Source organism: Phycisphaerales bacterium (assembly GCA_040221175.1).
In the GTDB taxonomy this organism is placed as follows: Bacteria; Planctomycetota; Phycisphaerae; order Phycisphaerales; family UBA1924; genus JAHCJI01.
Genome location: JAVJVK010000004.1, coordinates 42,833 through 66,338, shown reverse-complemented (window position 1 = coordinate 66,338; position 23,506 = coordinate 42,833). Strand labels below are relative to the sequence as shown.

The 23,506-nt window shown below is 65.4% G+C and carries 22 protein-coding genes; 9 read left to right on the top strand and 13 right to left on the bottom strand.

Annotated features, from left to right (window positions below; translation table 11 throughout):
- Positions 1-11 precede the first annotated feature (11 nt).
- Positions 12-1,007 carry a peptidylprolyl isomerase gene (locus RIE32_02480; GenBank protein MEQ9095111.1) on the bottom strand — a complete coding sequence of 332 codons (996 nt, stop codon included), beginning with the start codon at positions 1,005-1,007 and terminating at the stop codon, positions 12-14.
- A gap of 413 nt (positions 1,008-1,420) precedes the next feature.
- On the opposite strand from RIE32_02480, the gene RIE32_02475 reads away from it, so the two are divergent.
- From RIE32_02475 to RIE32_02450, 6 genes are all read left to right on the top strand, one after another.
- A complete protein-coding gene (locus tag RIE32_02475; protein ID MEQ9095110.1) occupies positions 1,421-1,882 on the top strand; it encodes a DUF1844 domain-containing protein in 462 nt (153 codons plus the stop codon).
- 100 nt (positions 1,883-1,982) lie between these two features.
- Positions 1,983-2,921 (top strand): hypothetical protein, encoded by a 939-nt coding sequence (locus tag RIE32_02470; GenBank protein ID MEQ9095109.1) that lies wholly within the window; start codon positions 1,983-1,985, stop codon positions 2,919-2,921.
- Positions 2,922-3,036: 115 nt separating this feature from the next.
- The gene (sdhA, locus tag RIE32_02465; GenBank protein MEQ9095108.1) at positions 3,037-5,118 is read left to right on the top strand and encodes a succinate dehydrogenase flavoprotein subunit; all 2,082 of its coding nucleotides are present in this window, start codon (positions 3,037-3,039) and stop codon (positions 5,116-5,118) included.
- Positions 5,119-5,148: 30 nt separating this feature from the next.
- Positions 5,149-5,952, top strand: coding sequence for a succinate dehydrogenase iron-sulfur subunit (sdhB, locus tag RIE32_02460; GenBank protein ID MEQ9095107.1), 804 nt, complete (start codon positions 5,149-5,151; stop codon positions 5,950-5,952).
- A 60-nt stretch (positions 5,953-6,012) separates the two neighbouring features.
- Complete coding sequence (locus RIE32_02455) at positions 6,013-6,840, top strand: peroxiredoxin-like family protein (protein ID MEQ9095106.1); 828 nt, start codon at positions 6,013-6,015, stop codon at positions 6,838-6,840.
- A gap of 109 nt (positions 6,841-6,949) precedes the next feature.
- Positions 6,950-8,461: a hypothetical protein gene (locus RIE32_02450; GenBank protein MEQ9095105.1), complete on the top strand. Its 1,512-nt coding sequence runs from the start codon at positions 6,950-6,952 to the stop codon at positions 8,459-8,461.
- A gap of 16 nt (positions 8,462-8,477) precedes the next feature.
- On the opposite strand, the gene RIE32_02445 is transcribed toward RIE32_02450, so the two are convergent.
- Positions 8,478-8,738 carry a hypothetical protein gene (locus tag RIE32_02445; protein ID MEQ9095104.1) on the bottom strand — a complete coding sequence of 87 codons (261 nt, stop codon included), beginning with the start codon at positions 8,736-8,738 and terminating at the stop codon, positions 8,478-8,480.
- Between the two features lie 78 nt (positions 8,739-8,816).
- Positions 8,817-9,608, bottom strand: coding sequence for an enoyl-ACP reductase (locus RIE32_02440; GenBank protein MEQ9095103.1), 792 nt, complete (start codon positions 9,606-9,608; stop codon positions 8,817-8,819).
- Between the two features lie 90 nt (positions 9,609-9,698).
- Between RIE32_02440 and nadC the strand changes: the two genes are divergently transcribed.
- Genes nadC through RIE32_02425 form a run of 3 tightly spaced genes read left to right on the top strand, consistent with a single transcriptional unit; the run spans position 9,699 to position 13,636 of the window.
- The gene (nadC, locus tag RIE32_02435; GenBank protein MEQ9095102.1) at positions 9,699-10,628 is read left to right on the top strand and encodes a carboxylating nicotinate-nucleotide diphosphorylase; all 930 of its coding nucleotides are present in this window, start codon (positions 9,699-9,701) and stop codon (positions 10,626-10,628) included.
- A 26-nt stretch (positions 10,629-10,654) separates the two neighbouring features.
- Positions 10,655-11,389, top strand: coding sequence for a biotin--[acetyl-CoA-carboxylase] ligase (locus RIE32_02430; GenBank protein MEQ9095101.1), 735 nt, complete (start codon positions 10,655-10,657; stop codon positions 11,387-11,389).
- A 9-nt stretch (positions 11,390-11,398) separates the two neighbouring features.
- Positions 11,399-13,636: a cation-translocating P-type ATPase gene (locus RIE32_02425; protein MEQ9095100.1), complete on the top strand. Its 2,238-nt coding sequence runs from the start codon at positions 11,399-11,401 to the stop codon at positions 13,634-13,636.
- Here RIE32_02425 and rpoN read toward each other — a convergent pair.
- The 10 genes from rpoN to pilM are packed head-to-tail and all read right to left on the bottom strand — an operon-like array spanning position 13,633 to position 23,438.
- On the bottom strand, positions 13,633-15,186 hold the full coding sequence (gene rpoN, locus RIE32_02420; GenBank protein ID MEQ9095099.1) for an RNA polymerase factor sigma-54: 1,554 nt from the start codon (positions 15,184-15,186) through the stop codon (positions 13,633-13,635). The genes RIE32_02425 and rpoN overlap by 4 nt on opposite strands.
- Positions 15,187-15,227: 41 nt before the next feature.
- A complete protein-coding gene (gene arsM / locus RIE32_02415; protein MEQ9095098.1) occupies positions 15,228-16,094 on the bottom strand; it encodes an arsenite methyltransferase in 867 nt (288 codons plus the stop codon).
- Positions 16,091-17,182: an ACR3 family arsenite efflux transporter gene (arsB, locus tag RIE32_02410; GenBank protein ID MEQ9095097.1), complete on the bottom strand. Its 1,092-nt coding sequence runs from the start codon at positions 17,180-17,182 to the stop codon at positions 16,091-16,093. The genes arsM and arsB overlap by 4 nt, the downstream gene beginning before the upstream one ends.
- A complete protein-coding gene (locus tag RIE32_02405; protein MEQ9095096.1) occupies positions 17,179-17,607 on the bottom strand; it encodes an arsenate reductase ArsC in 429 nt (142 codons plus the stop codon). Before RIE32_02405 ends, arsB begins: the two co-directional genes overlap by 4 nt.
- A gap of 28 nt (positions 17,608-17,635) precedes the next feature.
- Positions 17,636-18,028, bottom strand: coding sequence for a metalloregulator ArsR/SmtB family transcription factor (locus RIE32_02400; GenBank protein ID MEQ9095095.1), 393 nt, complete (start codon positions 18,026-18,028; stop codon positions 17,636-17,638).
- A gap of 49 nt (positions 18,029-18,077) precedes the next feature.
- Positions 18,078-20,087, bottom strand: coding sequence for an ATPase, T2SS/T4P/T4SS family (locus tag RIE32_02395; protein MEQ9095094.1), 2,010 nt, complete (start codon positions 20,085-20,087; stop codon positions 18,078-18,080).
- 25 nt (positions 20,088-20,112) lie between these two features.
- A complete protein-coding gene (locus RIE32_02390) occupies positions 20,113-20,718 on the bottom strand; it encodes a hypothetical protein (GenBank protein ID MEQ9095093.1) in 606 nt (201 codons plus the stop codon).
- Complete coding sequence (gene pilO / locus RIE32_02385; protein ID MEQ9095092.1) at positions 20,718-21,254, bottom strand: type 4a pilus biogenesis protein PilO; 537 nt, start codon at positions 21,252-21,254, stop codon at positions 20,718-20,720. Before pilO ends, RIE32_02390 begins: the two co-directional genes overlap by 1 nt.
- Position 21,255: 1 nt before the next feature.
- Positions 21,256-22,122: a PilN domain-containing protein gene (locus RIE32_02380; GenBank protein ID MEQ9095091.1), complete on the bottom strand. Its 867-nt coding sequence runs from the start codon at positions 22,120-22,122 to the stop codon at positions 21,256-21,258.
- A 26-nt stretch (positions 22,123-22,148) separates the two neighbouring features.
- Positions 22,149-23,438 carry a pilus assembly protein PilM gene (pilM, locus tag RIE32_02375; protein MEQ9095090.1) on the bottom strand — a complete coding sequence of 430 codons (1,290 nt, stop codon included), beginning with the start codon at positions 23,436-23,438 and terminating at the stop codon, positions 22,149-22,151.
- Positions 23,439-23,506 lie beyond the last annotated feature (68 nt).

Genomic DNA, 23,506 nt, shown 5'->3' with positions numbered 1-23,506 from the left:
GCACCGCGACGCTACCGCTTTGGGTAGAACCATTCGGTGGCGACCGCAAGCAACTCGCGTTGCATGGCGGCACGGTCTTCCAGCCCGGCTTGCTCGAACAAGCGAGCCATTTCGCGCTGATAGGCCTCTTCCAGCCGCCGGTCGTAGAGCTCGGCCCGAAGCTCGCTTTGCGCCTCGGCCCAGGTCTTGTAGCCTACTTCGATGCCGTCCAGGTAGATCCAGTGCGTGTAGCGATCGCTCTCGATCGGACCGGCCCACTCGCCCGGCGTCAGGCCTCGCAACGCTTCGTCGAGCTCGGGATCACTCGGGAAGAAGGTCGCCTCGTCGAACTCGCCCGTGAAGCTGATCGGCGGCCAAAGCCCGCCCTCGCTCCGCCGAGACGTGTTCGCCTCGTCGGTGGCAACCTCGGCAAAGGGCTCGCCGCGGGACAGCTGGCGCGCGATGCGAGCCGCCGACTGCTCATCGTCAAGACGAACTCGGATCTCCCGAAAGGTCATGTTGGAGGGCTTGCGATCGTTTCCGTAGCGCTGGAGGTAGGCGCGTTCCACGTCACTGCGCGTCACGACGATGCTTCGTCTCAGGTCGTCGCCAAAGCGGTTGATGAGCTGCCGGTTTCGAACTTCCTGGAGATACTCGCTGAGCGTCTGCCCGGTGCCCAGCGTGCGGACGGCCCGGGTGATGCTGCCACCAGAGCGTCGCTCCAGATCGCCGCGAGCCAAACCCAGGAAGTTTCGCAGGCCCGCCCGTTGGGCAGGCGTGAAGCTCGCAAGGCCCTGGGCGATGACCAACTCATTCGTGATGAATATCTCGAGCTGCTCGGTGATGATGGCCGACGCCTGCCGCTGCCACGTCGCCAGCGGGACCAATTCCGACACCGTGCCGCCATCGGGCGTGTCCACGTCCTGGTACGCAAGCGCGCGCAAACGCTGCGCGAGCGGGTCAAGGAACTCGGCCGCGAAGATCGCCTTGTTGTTGACCTCGCCGACCTTGACATCCAACAGGACCACGGCGGGCCTCTGGGGCTCGGAGGCTGGCTCGGGCTGCGGTCCGGCCGGGAGCGCAGTCGCCTCCACAGGCGGGGGCACCAGCACCACGTCTGCCGAGGCAAACCGGCCCGCGTCGATCGGTTCGGGTCGCTGGACTGGTTCGAGAGCTGGTGACGTTCCGACGCCGATTCCCGGGGCGTCCGGCGAGGGCTGGGCGGCGAAATCAGCCGGCCGCAAACCCACACGTTGGTCGTTGGCTCGCCCCGTGCACCCTGCCAGGAACGCTGCGAGCAGTACCGCAGCCGTGCGCAAAGTCCCGCGCATGCTGCGAATACTGACGGCAATCTCCGCTTTTCCGCCTACGCTCACCATGGAGGGTACTCTCGCCCTGGAGCCCACGCCCGGGGCAGTCGTCCCAGAAAGAAGGAGGCAACGTGGCCGATCAAGAGAACGAGCCCAAGCTGATCATCGATTCCGACTGGAAGAGCCAGGCCGAAGCCGAGCGACAGAAGCTTGCCCAGCAGGCTCAGGAGAAGGCCCAGCAGGCCTCCGAACGCGAGCTGCCGCCGGCCGACATCATGGGCATCGTCCAGATCCTCGCGACCCAGGCCCTGCTGTATATGGGGGCGTTCCCCGATCCTCAGACCGGTCGCGCGATGGTCGCCATGGATCTGGCCAAGTTCCACGTCGATCTGCTGAGCACGCTGGAAGAGAAGACCCAGGGTAATCTCACCGAGGAAGAGGCCGAGACCGTGAAGCAGACCGCCCACGAACTCCGCCTGCAGTATGTCGAGGTCAACAAGGCCGTCGACAAGGCGATCGCCGAGGGCCGGGCCAAGCAGGTCGACATCGGCCAGGGCGGCCAGGGCGCTGGCCCGGGGTTCACAACTCAATAACGCAGACAGCGTCAGTGCGGTCCAGGCTCACGCCGGAACGCCGACGAGCCGATAACACCCAGGCGTCACCGCGTCCCCAAACTCGATCAGGAGCCTTCGCGTGGCAAGCGGATCAGACACTCCCTCCAAGCCCAGCCAGAACCAGACGCAGCTCCACTTCCTCATGCGTCGCCTGCACTCGCTGACGGGGATCGTGCCCATCGGTGTGTTCCTCGTCGCCCACCTCGTGACGAATTCCTCGCTCGCTTGGGGCCGCTTCGCGCTGCGGGGCGAAGGCGAGGGCCTGTCCGTCGCCGAGGGCGGCGTGCGGTACTTTCAACACGAAGTGACCTGGATTAACGAGCAGGTCCCGCACCTGCTGCTGATCGAGATTACGCTCTGGGTCTCGATCGCCTTCCACAGCATTCTGGGCGTCTACTACGCAACCACGGGCAAGTCGAATCTGCAGCGATACAGCTACCAGGACAACTGGCGGTACACGCTCCAGCGCATTACCGGCTATGTTGGCATCCTCTTCATCGTGTACCACGTCGCCACGCTTCGCTGGGGCTGGTCTTGGCTCGTTCCCGAGGGCACCAGGTGGAGCCACAGCTTCTCCGCGTCCACCCTCGCGGCTGCGATGCAGGGGTCGACCGACGGCTTCACACTCGCCGGCGTCGCCGTGTCGGTGCTCTACATGGTCGGCGTGACCGCGCTGGTCTTCCACTTCGCCAACGGCCTGTGGACCGCCGCCATTACGTGGGGCCTCACGATTTCGGCCAAGGCCCAGCGGCGGTGGGGCGTCGCCTGTGCGGGCATCGGCGCCATGCTCATGCTGGCTGGCTGGTCGGCCCTGTTTGCAGCGATGACCCTTAACTACGACGAGGCCCACGCCGTCGAACGCCACATGTTCTCAGAGAAGAAGGGCGAGGCGGCCTACGAGGCCTACATCGAGAGCAAAGGCATCGAGCAGCCCGACGAGCCCCCGGCTGAGGGAACCGAGCGGGCGCCATCCGCCGACGCCGGTGAGGTGGGGGACTGGAAACCCCGGACCGGCTGAGGGTTTCATGAGTTTCAATCGTGGTTGAAAATATGCCGATGCTCGCGATACTTTGGTAGGGCGGAAGCACAGGCTCGCAACGGACTTCGCAGTCCACCGAATCGGAGGCCCCACAGTGCAGCAGCAGCAACGCGTCATCGTCGTCGGCGGGGGCTTGGCCGGTCTGGCCGCGACGGTGCGGATCGCCGAGGCCGGCATCCCCGTCGACCTGTTCAGCATGGTGCCCGTCAAGCGCAGCCACAGCGTGTGCGCCCAGGGCGGCATCAACGCCTGTAACGAGATCGCACGCCAGCAGGGCTACAGCGAGTACCAGCACTTCGACGAGACTATCTACGGCGGCGACTACCTTGCCGACCAGGGCCCCGTGCTCGAGATGGCCAACTTCGCGCCCAAGGTCATCGACCTGCTCGACCGCATGGGCGTGCCCTTCAACCGTACCAACGAGGGACAGCGCGACCTGCGTCTCTTTGGCGGCTCGCTCTTCAAGCGCACCCATTTCGCCGGCGCCACCACGGGCCAACAGTTGCTGTACGCACTCGACGAGCAGACACGGCGGTACGAGGCCTCGGGACTGGTCAAGAAGTACGAGTTCTGGGAGTTCCTCTGGCCGGTCATCGAGGGCGAGGTCGACGGCCTGGACGGCGACGGCCGTTGCGTGGGCATCGTGGCCCAAGACATGCGGACGATGCAGATCCGCTCGTTCCGCGGAGCGGCCACCATCATGGCCACCGGCGGCTGCGGGCTGGTTTTCGGCAAGAGCACCAACAGCATCATCTGCACGGGCGGTGCTGCCAGCCGGTGTTACCAGGCTGGTGCGTGGTACGGCAACGGCGAGATGATCCAGGTGCATCCGACCGCCATCCCCGGCGCCGACAAGTGCCGCCTGATGAGCGAGAGCGCGCGCGGCGAGGGTGGCCGCGTGTGGGTGCCCCGCAAGAAGGGCGACGACCGAAAGCCTGCTGACATTCCCGAGAGCGAGCGGTGGTACTTCCTCGAAGAGCGCTACCCCAAGTACGGAAACCTCGTGCCGCGCGACATTGCCACCCGCGAAATCTTTGACGTATGCGTCAACGACGGGATGGGCATCGGCGGCCAGAACCAGGTCTACCTCGACCTGACCCACAAGGACCCCGAGTACCTCACCCGCAAGCTCGGCGGCATCATGGAGATTTACGAGAAGTTTGCCGGCGAAGACCCACGCTTCAACCCCATGCGCATCTTCCCGGCCGTCCACTACTCCATGGGCGGCATGTGGACGCAGTTCACACCGGGCACCTACGAACCCGACACGCCCCACGGCGAGCACAAGCCCGGCATGGTGGCGCCCATCGACACCAAGCCCGGCCGCGGCATGATGCTCGGCGCCCCCAACAACATGATGACCAACGTCGACGGGCTCTACGCCTTCGGCGAAGTGAACTTTGCCTACCACGGCGCGACCCGCCTGGGCGCCAACGCCCTGTTGAGCTGCATCTTCGACGGCCTGTACTGTGGCCAGGGCGTGGCCAACTTTGTGAAGGAAGGCTCGCCCGCCGAGCGGCCCATCGAGAACGTCGATCAGAGCGTGTTCGATCGCGTGGTCGAGCAGGAACAGGCCAAGGTCGACCGGCTGCTCGATTCGGTGGAAGGCGCCGAAGGCGATGACGACACCAACCCCTACCTGATCGGCAAGGAGATGGGCGAGGTCATGGAGGCCTCATGCACGGTTGTCAAGACCGCCGAGCGCCTGGGCAAGACGCTCGACACGCTCGCTTCATTGCGGGAGCGATTCAGTCGCGCCCGCCTGGCCGATGCCGCGGCATGGACCAATCAGTCCCTGAGCTACAGCCGTGCGGTGGGCGACATGCTGGTGCTGGCCGAGACGATCGCCAAGTGCAGCCTGCTCCGCGAAGAGAGCCGCGGCTCGCACTATCGGACCGATTTCCCCGATCGCGACGATGAGCGGTTCCTCAAGACCACCGTCGCCCAATTCGTGGCCGGCAAGACCGGGGCCGAGCAGCACCAGATCAGCTACCGAGACGTGCAGACGAGCCTGGTGAAGCCGCGGCCGCGTACGTACGGCAAGGTCGAGGAAGACTCGCCGGCCAAGAACGGTCCGTCGACGGCCGATGACCCCAAGGCAAACCGGCGTGTCGCGAACCCCGATGCCCAGCCGGACATCAACGGCAAGAAGCCAGCAGCGACCAGTGGCAGCTGATCCAATCGAGTCCAAGGAAGCGAGCAACGAATGATCGCCACGCAGCAGTCCACCAAGAACAAGACCGTGCGGATCCGCATCAAGCGGTGCGATGGACCGGGGAAGGCGTCGTATTGGGAGACCTTCGACGTGCCGCGCGAGCCGGGGGGCAACATCATCTCGTGCCTCCAGTGGGTCGCGGCACATCCCACGACGGTCGAGGGCAAGAAGACGACGCCCGTGGTCTGGGATTCGGGTTGTCTGGAAGAGGTTTGTGGCTCGTGCACGATGCTGATCAACGGCAAGGTTCGGCAGAGCTGCACCGCGCTCATTGAGAACATTGCGCCAGACGAGGGCGATGAAATCGCGCTCGAGCCCATGAGCAAGTTTCCGGTGATTCGTGACCTGTGGGTCGACCGCGAGCGTCTCTTCCACGCCCTCAAGCGGGTCAAGGCATGGGTCCCGATCGATGGCACCTACGACTTGGGCGCAGGTCCCAGGGAAGCGCCTGATAAGCAAGGCACGCGGTACAAGCTCTCGACCTGCATGTCGTGCGGTTGCTGCCTGGAGGCTTGTCCGCAGTACCAGCTCGAAGAAGACCCCGACCAGTGGCCCACGAGCTTCATCGGCGCCCATGCAATCAGCCAGGCGCGACTGTTCAACGAGCACGAAACGGGCAAGCAACTGAAGGCCGAGCGTCTCGAAGCCCTCATGGGCCCCGGCGGCGTCGTCGACTGCGGCAATGCGCAGAATTGCGTGAAGGTCTGTCCCAAGGAGATCCCGCTCACCGAGTCCATCGGCGCCATGGGCCGCGCTGTGACGATGCACGCCATCACTTCCTGGTTCCGGAAGTAATCTCGGCAAGTCGGCGATCCCGGGAATAAACGTGTGGGCTGGGCACTCTGTCCCTGCCCCATGACCATTCCCAAGACATCGTCCATTACCGTGGCCACGCTCCTGCTGGGCGTGGCTTCGTTCGCATTGGTCGGTTGCGAGCAGGAAACCGAGGTATCGGCTTCCGGCCCAGCTCCTGACGCCGCCACCCAGGAGCAGACCGTGACCGAGGAGCCATCGTCGACCGTAACGCTCGCGAGCGAACTGGAGGCAAGGAAAGCCGCCTTCGAACAGCGGGCAACCGATGAGATCAAGACGCTGTATGCCGATGGCATCCAGGCCGTCGTCGACGCCGGCGTCGTCGAGCAGGCAAAGAAGGTGGGCGACGACGCCCCGGGCTTCACGCTCCAGAATCAGAAGGGAGAGGACGTCAGCCTTGCCAGCCTGCTGGAACAGGGGCCGGTCGTGCTCTTGTGGTACCGCGGCGGCTGGTGCCCGTACTGCAATCTGACGCTCGCGGCCTATCAGCAGCGGCTCGATGAGATCCAGGGCCTCGGCGCCACGCTGGTCGCGTTGACGCCCGAACTGCCCGATAAGTCGCTCTCCACGGCCGAGAAGAGTGACTTGGAATTCCAGGTGCTCAGCGACGTCGGCAACGACGTGGCGCGGGCGTACGGCGTTGTCTTCGAACTCACCGAGGGCGTGCAGGCCAATTACGAGAAGAACTTCGGGCTCAGCGCGTTCAACGGAGACCAGTCCGGCGAACTTCCCCTTGCGGCAACATACGTCATTGATCAGGACGGCCAGATCCGCTGGGCGTTCCTAGATGCTGATTACCGGAATCGGGCCGAGCCTCGTGACGTGATCGCCGCGCTCGAACGACTTCAGCACCCATCCAACGGCGGATAACTATTCGTCCCGGCCGCGCACGCGGCGCGACCTGCAGATTCACCCATATCGTGGCATGCCCTTGTTCTGGCGACGCCAGCATCGCCCGTGCTGAGTCGATGTGGGGACGATGAACACACCCCTTCGGATGCAGCGGGGCTCGACCACTCCGGTGGGCCAGGACACGTCGGCGGTCTCGGGACTTGCGTGGGTGGTCGGCGTGTGCGCCGTCGTGCTCACGGCGTGGCTCCTGGGCGCGTCATGGCTTACACGCTCGCTCCTGGGCGTGCCGGCGGGGCTCTGGATTATCGGGACCGTGCTTGGCGGCCGCTGGTGCTTTGGCCGAGCAATGGCTTCAACGCCACGGCGGTTCGGATCTGCTCATTTAACCGAGGCCGGCGTAGATCGCGATCAATTCGATGAGGCCGAGCCGGTGACGGCGACGGTCGATGAGGCCGTTACTCACACGGAAGCCCCGGCGCTGCCGTCCGCCGTTTCGTTGCCGCGGCAGTTGCTGGCGGGTACGACCGAAGGTGCCATTTCAATCATCCGCAGTTGCTCCGGCGGTCAGGTTCCCGCGTGGCTCGAGCGGCTGCGCGAGGCCGGCGGGACGCCCGGGGCGTCGCTCGCAGTCCCTCTCCGGATTGGCGTTCGTCTGGCCGAAGAGCACCTTGTAGAACTGAAGCGAGTTCCGGGAGCGCTCGACGTGCTGCTCGTGCCCTTTGCCGGCCAAGGCGACGCGTCGACATGGCGACGGCTCGGCTTCGATGCCGTGATCGAGCAACGCCAGCCGGATGGCGCGGTGGTGATCCATGTGACCGAGAGCCCCGATGACCCGGCTGCCTGGCACGACTGGTCGCTTGCGCTGCCGCTGAGTTACTCCTCGCTGTTCCCCTTGCGCATCGATCCTGCGCGTGTGACCCTGGCGTCGTTCGACTGGAGCGATGCCGGCGCCGTAGCGGTGTTGCGATCGTTGCTGGAGGTCGCGGCCTTGCTCGGCCGTTATCCGAGCCGGCTGGGATTCGGCGACCGCCTGCGCGGGCGGCCAGCGCTCGGCCTGATGCTCGGCTCGCCGGTCGTCTCGGATCCGGCGCTCGACCGTGCCTGCTCGAACCTGGCGGCGATGCTCCACCAGCGGCAGCGAGACGGTATCGGCGATGTGGACTATGCCGCGATGCGCCTGCTGGCCGCGTACCTCTCCTGGACGGGTTGCGGCATGCTCCCCGACGAGCGCGTGGCCGCCGCCCGCACGATTGGGCGCCTCGGTCCGGCCGAAGGCGAAACCTGCCTTCGAGCGTGCGTGGCCGCGTTCGCCGGGGGACACGAAGTCCTTGGGTTCGACCTGATGCTGACCGGGCACGAGCGACTGTCGATCGAGCGTCCCGAACCGCTGGTCGACCCGATGGAGTACCTGATCTCCGACATCTCATACAACCGGGGTGGAGCCGAGACGCTGGGCAAACTCGCCGCCGGCCTGGCCTACGCAACGGCATTGATTGACCGTCCCCGCGTTGCCTACGTGCTCGACGACGTCGTGGACGAGGTGATGACCGCCGACTGGCTCACGGTCAATCCCGAGACGCGAGAGCAGGTTCTGGCGATGATCGAAGCGCTCTCCACCGTTCGTTCGCTGGCTGCCTGAGCCGGAAGACGGGGCATCATCCTTCGACGTCGATGTGCCTCACGTCGTCCGATGGCACGGCTTGCTCGTGCGGGTCGGCCTCGGAGCGTTCGGTAGCACTCTGTTTGGGCTGAACGGCCTCGGTGCTCAGGACGACGCGATCGCCGGTCTGCTGACCATGCTTCACCCGACGCTGCTTGTCGGCTTCCTTCGCGGTGGTCTGGACCTTGCTGGCTCGTTCCGTCGATGCCGCTTGCGAGGCCAATGCCGCTGCCGCACTGGTGGGCGCAACGCTCATGTCGTAGTCATCGGCCCGATCGCTCCCCGGCCTTCAAGAATAACCTCACGGCACCCAAACAAAGTGCCCCAGATTTCTCTACACGCCGACGATGTTGGCCCCACAATCGACATAAATGTTCTCGCCGGTCACCCCCGCGCTCAAATCGCTGGCCAGGTAGACGGCGGTGTTTCCCACGTCACCACCCTCGACGTTTCGACGCAGCGGCGATCGCTCGAGATTCTGCTCGCTGATCTTGTCGGCCCCGCCGACCGCACTGGATGCCAGCGTGCGCAGGTAGCCGCCCGAGATCGTGTTGACGCGGATGCCCTGCGCCCCCAGATCGCCCGCCAGATAGCGGGCCGTGGCCTCGAGCGTCGCCTTGGCGACGCCCATGACGTTGTACCCGGGAACGACCTTCTCGGCTCCGTAGTAGCTCATGGCCATGACCGAGCCGCCCTCCTTCGCCAGCAGGTCGCGGCATCGACGGCTGAGCCCCAGCAGGGTGTAGGCCGAGATGTCGACGGCGCTCAGGAATGCGTCGCGCGGGGTCTCGATGAACTGGCCGTGGGCCAAGTACGTCCGATCGGCAAAGGCGATCGAGTGCACGAGCACGTGCATTGCCTGATAGCGGGACTCGAACGCCTTGATGGCCTGGTCGATGTCGTCATCGCTCCCGGCATCCATGGGAACGACGAGCGGATTCTGTCCGCCGTTGCCGGGCAATGCCTGGACCGCCCGCTCAGTGCGGCGCTGGTTCTTCTCTCCGGGCAGGCACGTGTAGGCGCACGTGGCGCCGTGGTCGATGAGCGCCTTGGCGATGTGCCAGGCATAGGACCGTTCGTTCGCGATGCCGACGATGAGGGCGACCTTGCCATCCAACAATCCCATGCTGCCTCCAGAGCTCTTGGCCCGTTCGGTGATTCTCCGCCGCCCAGTGTAAGCCCGTGCCCGGGCATCGGGTTCGCGATACGATCGAGCGTGACAGAGAACGCGACAAACACCGCCGCCGCAGACTGGTACAAGCAACTGGTTTCCCCGGGCCTGACCCGCCGACTCCTGGAGATCTGTCGGGACGAGGACCTGGGCCCCGATCACCAGGACCCGACGGCCACGATCATGGTCGAGGCATCCGAACGCTCGGAGGCCTGGGTGGTCGCTCGCGAGCCTGGCGTCATCTGCGGCCTCGAAGCCGTAGGCGACGTGCTCGACGTCCTGGCTCCAACAACGCTCTTCAGGGAACTGGCCAAGGACGGCGAAACCATTGAGAAGGACCAGCGCCTCGGGGCGCTGCTCGGGCCGCGACGTGAGATCCTGGCGGCCGAGCGAACGCTGCTGAATCTCCTCAGTCGGCTGAGCGGCGTGGCGACGCAGACATCTCGCTACGTGCGCGCCGTCGGGGATTCGACATCCAAGATCGTGGACACGCGAAAGACCACACCTGGCCTGAGGCAACTGGAGAAGTACGCCGTCCGATGTGGCGGCGGCCACAGCCACCGCATGGGCTTGCACGACGCGGTGCTGATCAAGGACAACCACCTGGTCGGAATGACGCCAAAGCAGGCCGCGGAGAAAGTCGCTTCGGTGGCAGCGGCTGCGCGCGACCGATTCGAGCCGGCCTTCGTGGAGGTCGAGGTCGACACGCTCGAACAGCTCGAAGCAATGCTCGATCTGGAAGATGGCGTGCTGGACATCATCCTCTTGGACAATATGACGGTCGATGAACTCGCCAAGGCCGTGCAGTTGCGCAATGGACGCGGCGCTCGCCCGCTGCTGGAGGCTTCGGGCGGGATCGAGCTGTCGGGCCTGGGCGACGTTGCCCGCACCGGCGTCGATCGCATCGCCATCGGTGCGCTCACCCATCATGCCGTGTGGCTCGACATCGGCCTGGATGCGGGCGTGCCGGCATGACCGAAGAGGCATGGCATGCTCTACGCATGCCGATTGGACGCTTCGATCGCCTGGCATTGATGGATGAGACGCCATCCACGCAGGGCGAAGCGCGGATGCGTGCCCAAGGGCGCCCGGGCCTGGTCGTTATTGGTAAGCGGCAGACGGCCGGGCGAGGACGGCAGGGCCGGACGTGGGATGACGGCCAGGGCGCATCGCTCTCGATGAGCATGTGCGTGGAATCTGCGCTGCCTGTCGCCGGCCTCTCGCTTGCCGTGGGCTTGGGCGTGCTGGAGTCCTGCGAGAGTCTCGGAGCCCGAGACCTGGGGCTGAAGTGGCCGAATGATGTAGTCCAGCGCGGGACCGGCATGCGTAAGCTCGCCGGCGTACTGATCGAAGGCGCGTTGCCTCTGGCGATCGTGGGCGTCGGCCTGAACGTCTGCCGACCTCCCGAGGGATGGTCGATCGCTGGAGACCGTCCTGCCGCAAGCCTCGAAGAGCTCGGCGTGACCATCGGTCGCCCCGCGACCGCCGTGGCAGTCCTGCAGGCAGTCTCTCGATGGCTCGAAGCATCCGAGGAGGCGATCGCCCGGAAATGGCGCGAAGTGGGCGTCTTGCGCGGCGAGTACTGCGAGTTTCGGGTCGGTTCGAAGCTCGTCGGCGGAACGGTCGTTGACATCGATTCGCAGTGGCGGCTGGTGCTCGAGACCCGGGAGGGAAATCGTCTGCGAGTCGATTCTTCCCACGCCCATCTCGAAGAACATCGGGCAGTTCAGGGTTAGGCCTCTTCCATGACAACGACGAGCCAAGCTGTTGAAAATGAGAACGCGGTCGTACGGCTGCGGGTCGATGGCATGAGCTGTGCGGGCTGCGTCGCCGGGGTCGAGAAGGCCCTGAGCAAGACGCCCGGCGTGCGCAGCGCGATGGTCAGCCTGGCCGGCGGCTCGGCGCTGGTGAAGGGCGAATCGCTCGACCCGCAGGTGCTTGCCCGTAGCGTACGCGATGCCGGATTCGAGGCCGTTCCGGCCTCGTCGGGCGATGCGGCAGCGGACCTTGCCAAGCGACTCGGCGCTGATGACGCGCGGCAAGCCGACGCATGGCGATGGCGGGTGGTCCTTGGCGTCGTGCTGTGGCTGCCCATGGAACTGGCCCACTGGTTCGGTCATGGCCTGGGCCTGCACATGACCGATGGCCCTGGGCTGGCGGTGGCCCTTGCAGTCGGTACCATCGCGCAGATATTCATTGGCTCGGCGTTTTATCGCTCGGCCATCGCCGCGGCTCGGCGCAAGACCACGAACATGGACACGCTCGTGTCGCTCGGCAGTGCGTCGGCATACACGCTCTCGCTCGCGCACGCATTCATCACGTTTGCCGGGGGCGGCGAGCGCCCGACCTACTTCATCGAAGCGACGGGCTTGCTGACACTGATCTCGCTCGGGCATTGGTTGGAACGGCGTGCCAGGCGAGGCACCACCAAGGCGTTGCGCGAGTTGGCGGCGATGCAACCCACCGAAGCGGTGGTGCTGGCCGACGAGCAGGATGCCACCGGAGTCGTCGTTCCCGCGGGCGAAGTGCTTCCAGGAGATCTGGTGCTGGTCAGGTCGGGAGAGCGTTGCCCGGTTGACGGTGTCTTGCTCGGCCCGGCTTCGCTCGACGAGTCAGCGGTGACCGGCGAGTCGGTGCCCGTCGAAAAGACAGAGGGTGATGAGGTCATGGCCGGCTCGGTCGCGGTGGGGACGCCAGCCATCGTTCGGGCGACGACCGATGGCGCCAGCGGCACGCTCGGGCGGATGGTTGCGCTGGTTGCCGATGCGCTGGCCAGCAAGGCCGACGTCCAGCGACTGGCCGACAAGGTCTCATCGATCTTCGTGCCGCTCTCGATCACGATCGCGGCCGTGAGCTTTACGGCGTGGCTCTTGGTGCCGGGTGGGGGCATCAGCAAGGCCGTGGTCACGGCGGCCACGGTGCTGGTGATCTCGTGTCCGTGCGCGCTCGGACTGGCCACGCCGCTGGCTGTGATGGTCGGAACGGGCGCGGCTGGCCGGCGTGGCATCCTGGTGCGCTCGGCGAGCGCCCTCGAACGTGCCGCGGTGGCCAGGGTCGCCCTGCTGGACAAGACCGGCACGATTACGAGCGGCCATCCAGTGGTACGCGAAGAAACCAGCGACGAGCTGATCCGTACGGCCGCAGCGCTCGCATGTCGCTCGAGCCATCCGTTGTCCGAAGCTATCGTGCGGGCGGCAGAGGCACGCGACATCTCGTACGAGCCTGCGCAGGACGCCCGAGAAGTGCCCGGCCAGGGCATGGTGGGGGTCATCCAAGGTCGTCCGACGAAGCTGGTCTCGATCGACGTGGCCCGCCGCGAGGGGCACGTGCTCGACGACGTGTCCCTGGATGAGGGACCGGCATCGGCGGTGCTGGTCGACGGCGCGGTGGAAGGCGTCGTGCAGTTTCGTGAGGAACTTCGGTCCGGGGCGGATCAGTTCGTTGGCCAGCTCGATCGCCTCGGCATCGAGCCGCGCATCCTGACCGGTGATCGAGAGGGTCCGGCGCACAAGCTGGCCGATCGCGTCGGACTTTCGCGGGAGCGCGTGGATGCAGGTCTCTCGCCGCAGGACAAGGTCGACCGCGTACGCGATGCCGCATCGCGGCACACCGTCATGATGGTGGGAGACGGCATCAATGACGCGCCCGCAATGGCGGCCGCGACGTCGGCCGGGGGCATCGGCGTGGCCATCGACGCGGGCAGCAACGTCGCGCTGGAATCCGCCGATGTGATCATTCCCGGCGACAGGCCGTTGGCGGTCGTGGACCTGGTCCGCATCGGCCGGTCAACGCGTCGCGGCATTCGCCAGAACCTGTTCCTGGCGTTCCTTTACAACGCCATCGCGATTCCGGCGGCAGCTTTCGGATTGCTCGGCGACCACGGCCCCGTGGTCGCGGCGGGTGCAATGGCCGTCAGCGACTTCCTGGTGATCGGCAACGCCATTCGCATCCGGCTGGTGATTGACAAGCAGACGCGGGACTAATAGGTCTTTCGGATGCGTGCGGCCGGGATGCCGAGTTGGTCGCGATACTTGGCGACGGTTCGCCGGGCGATCTCGATGCCGCGCTTCTTCAACTCGCGGACGATGGCCTCGTCGCTGAGCGGCTTGGCCTTGTTTTCGGTATCCACCACGTCCTGCATGGCGGCCTTGATGGCGGCCCAGCTCACGTCGTCTCCCGCGTCGTTCTGCGTGCCCCCGGTGAAGAACCGTCGCAAGGGCACGACGCCCCGTGGCGTCTGGAGGTATTTGTCCGCCACGGCGCGCGACACCGTTGCGACGTGGATGCCCAGTTGCTCGGCCACTTGCGTCATTGGCAGCGGCTTTAGGCTTTCGGGCCCGTAATCGAAGAAGTCTCGCTGAGCGTCGATGACGGCATGGATCACGCGGAGCAGCGTGTCCCGTCGTTGACCGATGGCGTCCACGAGCCACTGGGCGTTGCTCAGGTTCTTGCGGACGAAGTCCCGCCCCTGCTTATCCAACTCGCGGGTGCGGACCATTTCTGAATAGTCCCGATTGATCCGAAGATTCATCAGGCTGCGATCATTCAGGTACGCCACGTAGCGGTCGTTGTCCTCGTCGTACTCGACGATGGCATCCGGAATGATGGGCTCGCTGCGATCTGGCGCAAGACGCTTGCCCGGCGCCAGGCTCAGTCGCCGCAGAAGTTGCACGCCGGTCTTGATTTCCTCCATCGTCAGCGTTGTCGCCTCGGCGATCTTGGGGAGCCGGTTGTTCATGAGGTCATCGAGGTGATCGGTCACCAGCCAGCGAGCCGCCTCGATGGCGTCGTCGGTCGCTTCGTCCTCGTTGAAGTCCGGGTCCTGCTGGACGGCATCGAGCTGCAGCAGCAGGCACTCGCGGGCATCGCGGGCGCCCACGCCGGTGGGCTCGAGCACGAGCTGGGCTTCCTCGAGTACCCATGGCAACTGTTCGAGCAGTTCGTCGCGACCGCCGGCCAGTTCGGCCAGCGGTTCGGGGGCCTGCTGGGCGATGTCCTCGAGCGGCGTGCGGAGGTAGCCGTCTTCGTCGATGAACGAGATGAGATAGCCCCCCATCGCGCGAAGCTCGGCGTCCATTTCGGCTAATGCCCACTGGTCACGGAGTTGCTCGCTCACCGACGCCTGACGAGCCGGGGCGGCGGCCATCGCATCCATCTTCCCGTCGCGCTCGCCAGCGGAGACCCGGCTGGACGAGCCGGGCTCGAGGTTCTGGCGGCTCGGACCGTCGAAGGCATTGTCCGCCGCGTCAGGCTGGTCGGCCTGGAAGCTGTCGAGTCGAGCGAAGTCCTCTTCGGCGTTGCCCTTGTCCTCGATCGTGAGCTCGCGGTCGGGCCGGTCCGTTTCGTCCTTGCTCTTTGCCTTGTCCGCATGCGGCTCGACGATCTCGAGCGCCATGTTGCTCTCGAGCTCTTCCTCGATGCGTTGCTCGAGGTCGGCCAGGGGCATCTGCAGGATCTCCATTGACTGGATGACCCTGGGCGACAGCTTCATCTGCTGCCCGAGACGCATGTGCTGGCTGGTGTCGAACCTCACGCGGCGAGTCTAGCGCGGCGGACGGGGGGGCAGCCGACGCTTCAGGGCTTGCGGGCGGCGATGTCCAGGCTGGTCACGTACTGGCTGACCTTTGAGCCCTCGGGCAGCGACGCGATGATCTTCTTGTACAACGGATCCTGCCACGTGGTCATGGCCTCGACGTATTCAGGCTTGCTGGTCAGTTCAATGTCGGTCAGGCCGGCGGCCTCCATGTCCGCTCGGATCGTGTCGATCAGGTCGGCTCCGGCGACGCAGCCCACGAGGGCCTCCAAGTCGGCGACCATGGCGGCGGGCAGGGGTTGGAGCAGCGCCAGGTCGCTGACGGCCACGCGCCCGCCGGGCCTGAGCACGCGGGCAACCTCGCGCCAGACCTGGGCCTTATCAACCGAGAGATTGATCACGCAGTTGCTCAGCACCACGTCGACGCTGGCGTCGGCGATGGGCAGGTGCTCGATCTCGCCCAGGCGGAACTCGACGTTGTCCAGATTACTCTGGCGGCGGTAGCCCTCGATGTTCTTGCGGGCCTTGGACAGCATGTCGGGCGTCATGTCGACGCCGATGACCCGGCCGGTCTCGCCCACGCGCGGGCCCGCCAGAAAGCAATCCATACCGCCTCCGGCCCCGAGATCGATGACCACTTCGCCGGGCTTCAGCGCGGCGATGGCGGTGGGATTGCCGCACGACAGGCCCATGTTGGCGCCTTGTGGCAGGGCCGAAAGGTCATCCTGGGCGTAGCCGACAGCGCTGGCGACCTGGTCGGCGGTGAGCGTCGTGGGGCCGCAGCAGCCGCCGCCTCCGCAGCAGCCGGCGTCGCTTGCTTGGACGCCCGACCACTGGCCGTCCTGAGCAATCTTGGTGTAGCCCTTCAGGACGTTCTCGCGGGCGGCGTTGGGATCGGTGGTGGTCATGGAGTGCCTCCTTGGGCAACGGGTGTGGCGGGAGAGTACAGGCGCCGGCCGAGCCAGAGCGAGACCGATACAAGGCCGATGAGTACGGGGACCTCGACCAGCGGGCCGACGACGGTGGCAAAGGCAACGCCCGAGCCCAGGCCAAAGACGGCAATGGCAACGGCGATGGCGAGCTCGAAGTTGTTCCCGCTGGCGGTGAACGCCAGCGTGGCGGCGCGGGGGTAATCGGCCCCGACGCGCCTGGCCATGAAGAAACTGACCAGGAACATGACGACGAAGTAGATCGTCAGCGGGATTGCGATGCGAACGATGTCCAGTGGCAGCTCGACGATGCGTTGGCCCTGGAGAGAGAACATCAGCACGATGGTCGCCAGCAGCGCTACGAGGGTGACGGGCGCGATGCGGGGAACGAATTCGCCGCTATACCAGGCCTCACCCTTGAGCGGCCTCAGCAACAGCCGCGTGAGCATGCCGGCAATAAACGGGATGCCCAGGTAGATGAGCACGCTCTGGAACACCTCGGCCATCGAGACGTCCACGACGGCGCCCTCAAGCCCGATCAAGGGGGGGAGCAACGTGATGAATATCCACGCATACACGCCGAAGAAAAGTACCTGGAAGATGCTGTTGAACGCGACGAGCCCAGCCCCGTAGTCGCTGCTGCCGCGGGCCAGGTCGTTCCAGACGAGCACCATCGCGATGCACCGGGCCAGGCCGACGAGGATGAGTCCGGTCATGTACTCGGGCTGGTCTCGCAGAAACAGCACTGCAAGCACGAACATGAGCGTCGGGCCCACGACCCAATTCTGAATCAGCGAGAGTGCCAGTATCTTCCAGTCCTTGAAGACCTCCGGCAGCTTCTCGTAGCGGACCTTCGCGAGCGGCGGGTACATCATGAGGATGAGCCCGATGGCGATGGGGATGTTGGTGGTGCCGACGGTCATCGCGTCGAGTGCCTCGGGAACGCCGCCGGCGAAGCGGCCGATGAGCACGCCGACCCCCATGGCCATGAAGATCCATAGGGTGAGGAATCGATCCAGCACGCCCAGCCGCTTCCGGGGCGTTGGGACGCAGGCCAGTTCGCTCATGCGCGATCGTCCTTGCGTGGAAACAGGCTCGGGATCGACTTGACGTACTCGCCGATCTCGTCGCGCACGCGGCGGTAGTGCTGCATGGCGTCCTCTTCGTTTGCGGTATTGGCCGCGAGCTTCGGTGGGTCGTCGAAGCCGTGGTGGACCACGCGTGTCTCGCCCGTGAAGACGGGACACTGCTCGAACGCAGCGCCGCACACCGTGATGATCAGGTCGAGCGTGTCGGGCTCACACTGGGCGATCGACTTGCTCTCGTACCCGGATATGTCGATGCCGACCTCGGACATGGCTTTCACGGCCAGCGGGTTCAGGCCCTGCGGGTCCGTGCCGGCGCTGCACGGCTCGACACGGTCGCCCAGCAGGTGCCGGGCCCAGCCTTCGGCCATCTGGCTTCGGCACGAGTTGCCCGTGCACAGGAACATCACGCGGGGTGGTACGTAGCGGGCCACGTTAGTCCTCCTTGCAGCAATCGCTGCCGCAGCAGGTGGTGGTGGGGGCGCAGTCGTCGATGGCGTCGGCCAGTGCCCGGAAGGTCTCGCCCAGTCGCTCGCACCGCGGGGTATACCACACCGTGCGGCCTTCCTTCCGTGCCTCGAGCACGCCCGCACGGGCCAGAAGGGAGAGATGCCGGGCGACCACGGAGAAGTCCACGTCGCAGCATTCGGCGACTTCGCTGACCGAACAGGCACGCTTGCACTTGAGCAGGCAGCGGAGCAGCAAAACGCGGGTTGGATCGCCCAGGGCTTTGAACAGTTCGGGGTCCAGCAGGCCATCGACCGCAGCCTTGCGGCGGACGGCCTGGCGGGGGGAGGCAGGACTACGAGGCTTGGATACTGACGCCATGATGCAAATATAGTGCCCCGGTGGCGGGCGTCAAGTTCGGCGAAGAGCCTCAGTGGTTTCCGTCGGTCACGCGGAGCACTTCCTGGACGGTCGAAAGGCCCTGGCGGACCTTGTTCATGCCGTCCATGCGCAGCGAGACCATGCCGCGTTCCAGGCACATTCGCCGGAACTCACTGACGTTGGGGTTGCCAGCGACCACGTCGCGCAGCCGGTCATCGACCGCAAGCAACTCGTAGATGCCCACACGGCCCGAGTACCCCGTGCCGCGGCACTTGTCGCAGCCCTTGGCCGTCCAGATCTTGTCCGCGGCCATGCCCTGCATCTCGAGGTATTCGGCCATTTCCTCGCTGGGGCGTTCTTCGGCCTTGCAATGCTTGCACAGGCGGCGGAGCAGGCGCTGGGCCAGCACGCCATTCACGGCGGCGCCCACGAGGAAGGGCTCAAGCCCAATGTTGACCAGGCGCGTGATGCTCGATGGCGCATCGTTGGTGTGCAGGGTGCTCAGCACCAGGTGGCCCGTGAGGGCGGCCTGCACCGCCGTCATGGCGGTCTCCATGTCGCGGATCTCGCCCAGCATGATGACGTCGGGGTCCTGACGCAAGAGGGCCTTGAGGGCCTTGGCAAACGTCATCCCGATCTTTTCGTGCGTCTGCGTCTGCGTGACGCCGTCCAGATGGTATTCCACCGGATCCTCGACGGTCGAGATGTTCATCTTGTTCTTGTCGAGCGTTCGCAGCGAAGCGTACAGCGTGGTTGTCTTACCCGAACCGGTCGGGCCGGTCACCAGCGTGATGCCGTGCGGCGCCGTCACCAGGCCACGCCAGACCTGCAAGGCGTCTTCGCTGAAGCCAAGATCCTCGAGCTGCACGTTGATGCTTTTGGTGTCCAGGATACGCATGACGGTCTTCTCGCCATACGTATTGGGCAGCGTCGACATACGCAGATCGAGCTTGCGACCCGCCACCACGCAGCGGATGCGACCATCCTGGGGAATGCGCCGCTCGGAGATGTCCAGGTTGGCCATGATCTTCAGGCGGCTGGTGATGGCCGCCGACATCGACGCCGGCGGGTTCATGGCCTCGAACAGCACCCCATCGATACGGAAGCGCACCTTGAGCTTCTTGTCGGCCGGCTCGATGTGGATATCGCTGGCCCCATCCTTGATCGCTTGCTGAATGATGTAGTTCACGTAGCGGATGACCGGGCTCTCGCCGGCCTTCTGCTCCAGGTCGACTTCCTGGCTGTCGTTCTTCTCGACCTGGACGTCTTGTTCGTCGACCTGGTCGAGGATCTCGCTGAGATCGACGTCCTCGGGTTCTTCCTCGTGCTCGCCCAACCCGGCCACTTCGAGCGCGCCCTTGATGTCGAAGCTTGTTACTACGATGATTTTGACGCCGACGACACCCAGCATCTCGCGGAGCTCGTCGAACAGGAACACGTCGTCCGGGCGTACGACTCCGATGACGGCACGCTGGCCTTCGCTGCGTAGCGGCAGCACCAGGTGGTCCCGGCAGTAGTCGCCGCCAAGTCGTTGCAACATCGCGCCATCGAAGCCGCCATCCAGGCCGGCATCCAGATCGATGCGCTCGAATGCGAGCCCGGCATTCTCTGCCACGCATCGCTGCACCGCGATTTCATCGGCCCCGCGCTCCAGCAGTACCTCGACCAAACGGCGGCCGGGCGTCTGCTTGACGATGGCCTGCGCCTGCGACATGTCCTCGGCCGACACGGCGCCCTTGTCGATGAGCAACTGGGCAAGTTCGGTCGTGTCGTACTCGTCGCCCACCGAACTGGCATCCGGTGCGTACACGTCGCTGATGGCCTTGCCGACCCGGGCGTTCGGGGCGCCTTGAGGCTTCTGCTTGACGGCCGGATCATGTTCGACCGAGGCGCGACCGCCCTCGCCCTGGTGTGCGGGCATCGAGGGCAGCGGGCTGAACGCCTGCTCCGACTCGTCGATGCGGTGCCGGGCAGCCTTGCCCTTGCGCTTGCCCTTGTCCTCGGGAGAGCCCGAGTCGGTCAACTCGCTGAGGATGTCATCGATGTTGTACTTGCTCATCTGAAGCGCATCCCCGGCCAGTCGATTAGTTGTTGCCCTTCATCTCGATGGTCCGCATCAGCGTCTTGGCGCGGAAGGTCACCGAGCGACCCGAGATCGAAACGATCTCGAGGACGCCGTCGACCTTCTCGCCGACCTGGTACACGCGACCATTGATCTTGGCCAGCGGCCGAGTGTCACTGTTGAGCACCATCTCGATGCGCATCGAGTCGAGGATCTGCTCGGCCTGCACGAGCACCTGGTCTCGAACGGGCGCACGCTCGACCGGCATGATGGGGTCTTCGGTCTCGGGAGTCCGCTCCAGGCGGAAGGGATTCTCCTGGATTTCTTCAAGCGGGATCTGCGGCGGCGGCCCGGCTTGGGCCAGCGATCGCAGGATGCGATCCTCTCCCTCGTAGTGCCGCGCCTGCGTCTGTTCGATGGTGTACCGCATCTCCATCGGCTTGAGCAGCTTGGCCGGCGCGATGCCACGGTGGTGCATCCAATAGATCACCCCGCCGGCGACCAGGAGGACGCCCGCGACGACCGCGACCTGGATGGGCAGACGGCTGCGGGTCTCAGCCGAATAGGACTCGGTGATCTTCGCTTCCTCGCCCGTTGGCTCGGACGTCATCGAAGGGTCGGTGCTCATCAGGCCTCCTCATCCTGGAAGTAGATGCTCAGGGTGAACTCGGCCACCATGTGTCCATCGACCTTGTCCGATCGACGGACGGTCATCTCCGGGAGCCGCGTGATGCGATCCAGCCGTTCGAGTTCCAGCAGAAACTTGTAGAAGCCCCGGAAGTCGCCGGTCATCTCGATCTTCAGCGGCTGCTCCATGTACAGGGCCGCCTTGACGGGCTTCTCGGCCACGATGGAAGGCTGCTGGAGCCCAGCCTTGTTGGCGAGTTCGGAGATCTGACGGACGACGTCCGACAGCTCCTTGTTGGTCGGCAGCCGAGCCTCGATTGCCTCGATGCGTTCGGCGATCTGCGTGGTGGCTGCTTCCAGCGTGCCGCGACGGGCGCTCTCTTGCTGGAGCTTCTCGAGCTTCTCGCGTCGCAGAGCGATCTCCTCGCGGGCGCGATCAATCTGCGTGTTCTGCGGACGGAACACGAACCAGTAGCTGGCAAGGGGGACCGCGAACAGCACCAGAAGGAGCACGAACTCTCGAATGCCAAACTTCATGTTACAGCCCCTCTCCGTTGTCGGGCTCGATCACCATCGCCTCGCCGCCCTCTTCCTCGTTGGACTCTTCGGTCGGCGTCGGCTCTCCGCCCGCCAGGGCCTCGGGGGAAGCGAGCGGCTCGATGCCGCGAGCGTCGGCCCTGGGGTCGATCTCGGCGCTGATCTGGAACTTGCGCAGTTCCCGGTCCTTCATCTTCTGGCTTTCGGCGTAGTGCAGCTCCACGCGCCGCAGGAGCGGAGAGAGCTTCAGCCCATCCAGATAGTCGGCGATCTCACCGTTCTCTGCCGTCACGCCCGTGAGCGTGAGCGTGTACTCGTACCGCGGCGGCAGGATCACCTTCTTCTCGTCCTCTTCGGCCGTGGCGCCGGTCTTGGTGCCTCCGAGAGAACCGGCCTGGCGACCTCGGACGCTCGTGCGACGTTGCTGCGCATCGGCGGTCTTGGTCGGCGCCGCGTCGGCGACACGTCGGCCCTTGAGCTCCACCGTGAGCAACGTCATCTCCTCGGGCATCCGCGTCACCAACTCAGCCATGAGGATGCTGCGCGGCACCGGCTCGATCAGAGCCGTCACGATCTCGGCCTTCTGGAGCATCTGCTCTTTTTGTTCTTCCAGCTTGATCAGCAACTCGATCTCGGGTTCGGCAGCGGTGTACTGGACCGCGATTGCCTCGCGCTCTTCGTGGACCGACTTCCAGTTTCGGTTGGTGACGAAGAACGCAGCGACCACGGTGCCCATGACCGCGCAGAACAGCGTGAGGCCGATAATGTTGGCCCGTCCCTCGGCCTTGCGTTGGACGTAGTCCTCGGGGAGGAAGCCTCCGCCGAGCGCGCCGCCTTGCTGATTCTGATCACTGGATGGTCCGAGCATGCGATCCTCCGTAGCTCCGTGCCTGTTCAAAGATCGGTTGGACGAAGGCACAAGCCCAATGCAACCGCCCATCCGGGCTGGCTGCCGCTGAGGTCCGTGCCGATGCAGGGTTCATTGCCGGTCCGGGTAACACGCGCCAGCGGGTCGGCGACCTGGGCCGGCAGGTTCAGGCGTCGGGCGATGTGGGTGCACAGGGCCATCTGACGCGACTCGCCGCCGAGGAACACGACCCGTTCGATCTTGCGCTGCGGACACAGGCCGTTGTAATACCGGACGCACATCTGGACCTCGTCGGTCAGGATCTCCAGCGGCTCGGTTAGATCGGTTCCGGTGCGCGACATCGTCTCGTCGAGCGTTTCCATGCCGACGGCACTCTCATCAAGAGCAGCCATGACCGCGCTGCCGCCGTTCTCTTCGTTGCTAGGCGTGGCGCGAGAGCGCTTCAGCGCTGCCTCAAGCATTGCCAGACCCGAACCGGCTCCGGGGCGATCCGCGCTCTCGTCCCTGGAAGCGGCTGGTGACGCCACGGCCTCGGGTACCAGCGTCTGCAGGTTCAGGCGGACCGAACGGGCCATCTCCATGTCGATGTTCTGCTCGCGGGCGATCGCCTCGTCCAGGTGCTTGCCGCCGATCTCCACGAACTTGGCAAACGCGAGTCGCTCGCCGTCACCCACCAGCACCCGTGAGCCGCCGGCGCCAAGTTCCAGGTACAGGGTGGGCTTGTCCTCGTGATCTTCCAGGTGTCGCGTGCAGGCGTGCATGGCCGTCAGAATTGCCTGGAAGTCGCTGTGCATCGCCACGGGTTCGAGCTTTGCGGCCTTCAAGGCCCGCATCAGGCGCTGGATCACGTCGCGGCCGGCGCCCATGCAGATCACTTCGCCGCGGTTGCTGGAAGCGGCATTCTCCACGGGCACCCAGCGGTAGACCAATGCACTGGGATCACAGCCCATCGCAGCCTGGATTTTGGCTCGCACCAGGGTGTCCATGCCCACGCCCTCGGCCCGGACGATCTTGAGGTGCTTGCAGAACGACATCGCGCTGGGCATCGAGCACACAGCCCGCTTGCCCTTGAAGCCGCCCGCCTTCACCAGCTTCGGCAGGGCCTCGATCTGGAACGCGAGCCGTGCCTGAGCGTCCCGACGAAGCCGCGAGGGCATCTCGAGCGCCGCGGCTGCAATCAGATGCGGGTTCTGGCCGGTGGCGATCTGCAGCACCTTCAACTCGGCCGTCCCAAATTCAAACGCGATGGGCGACATCGAGCCCCCGATGAGCCGCGTCGAACCGATCGCCGAGAGTGTTTTCAGAGAGATGCCCACAGTGGCCCCCTGACCTGCCCTGAACCGTCCATTACGCGCAGCACGGCCGCGCGATTTCCGAGCCGCAG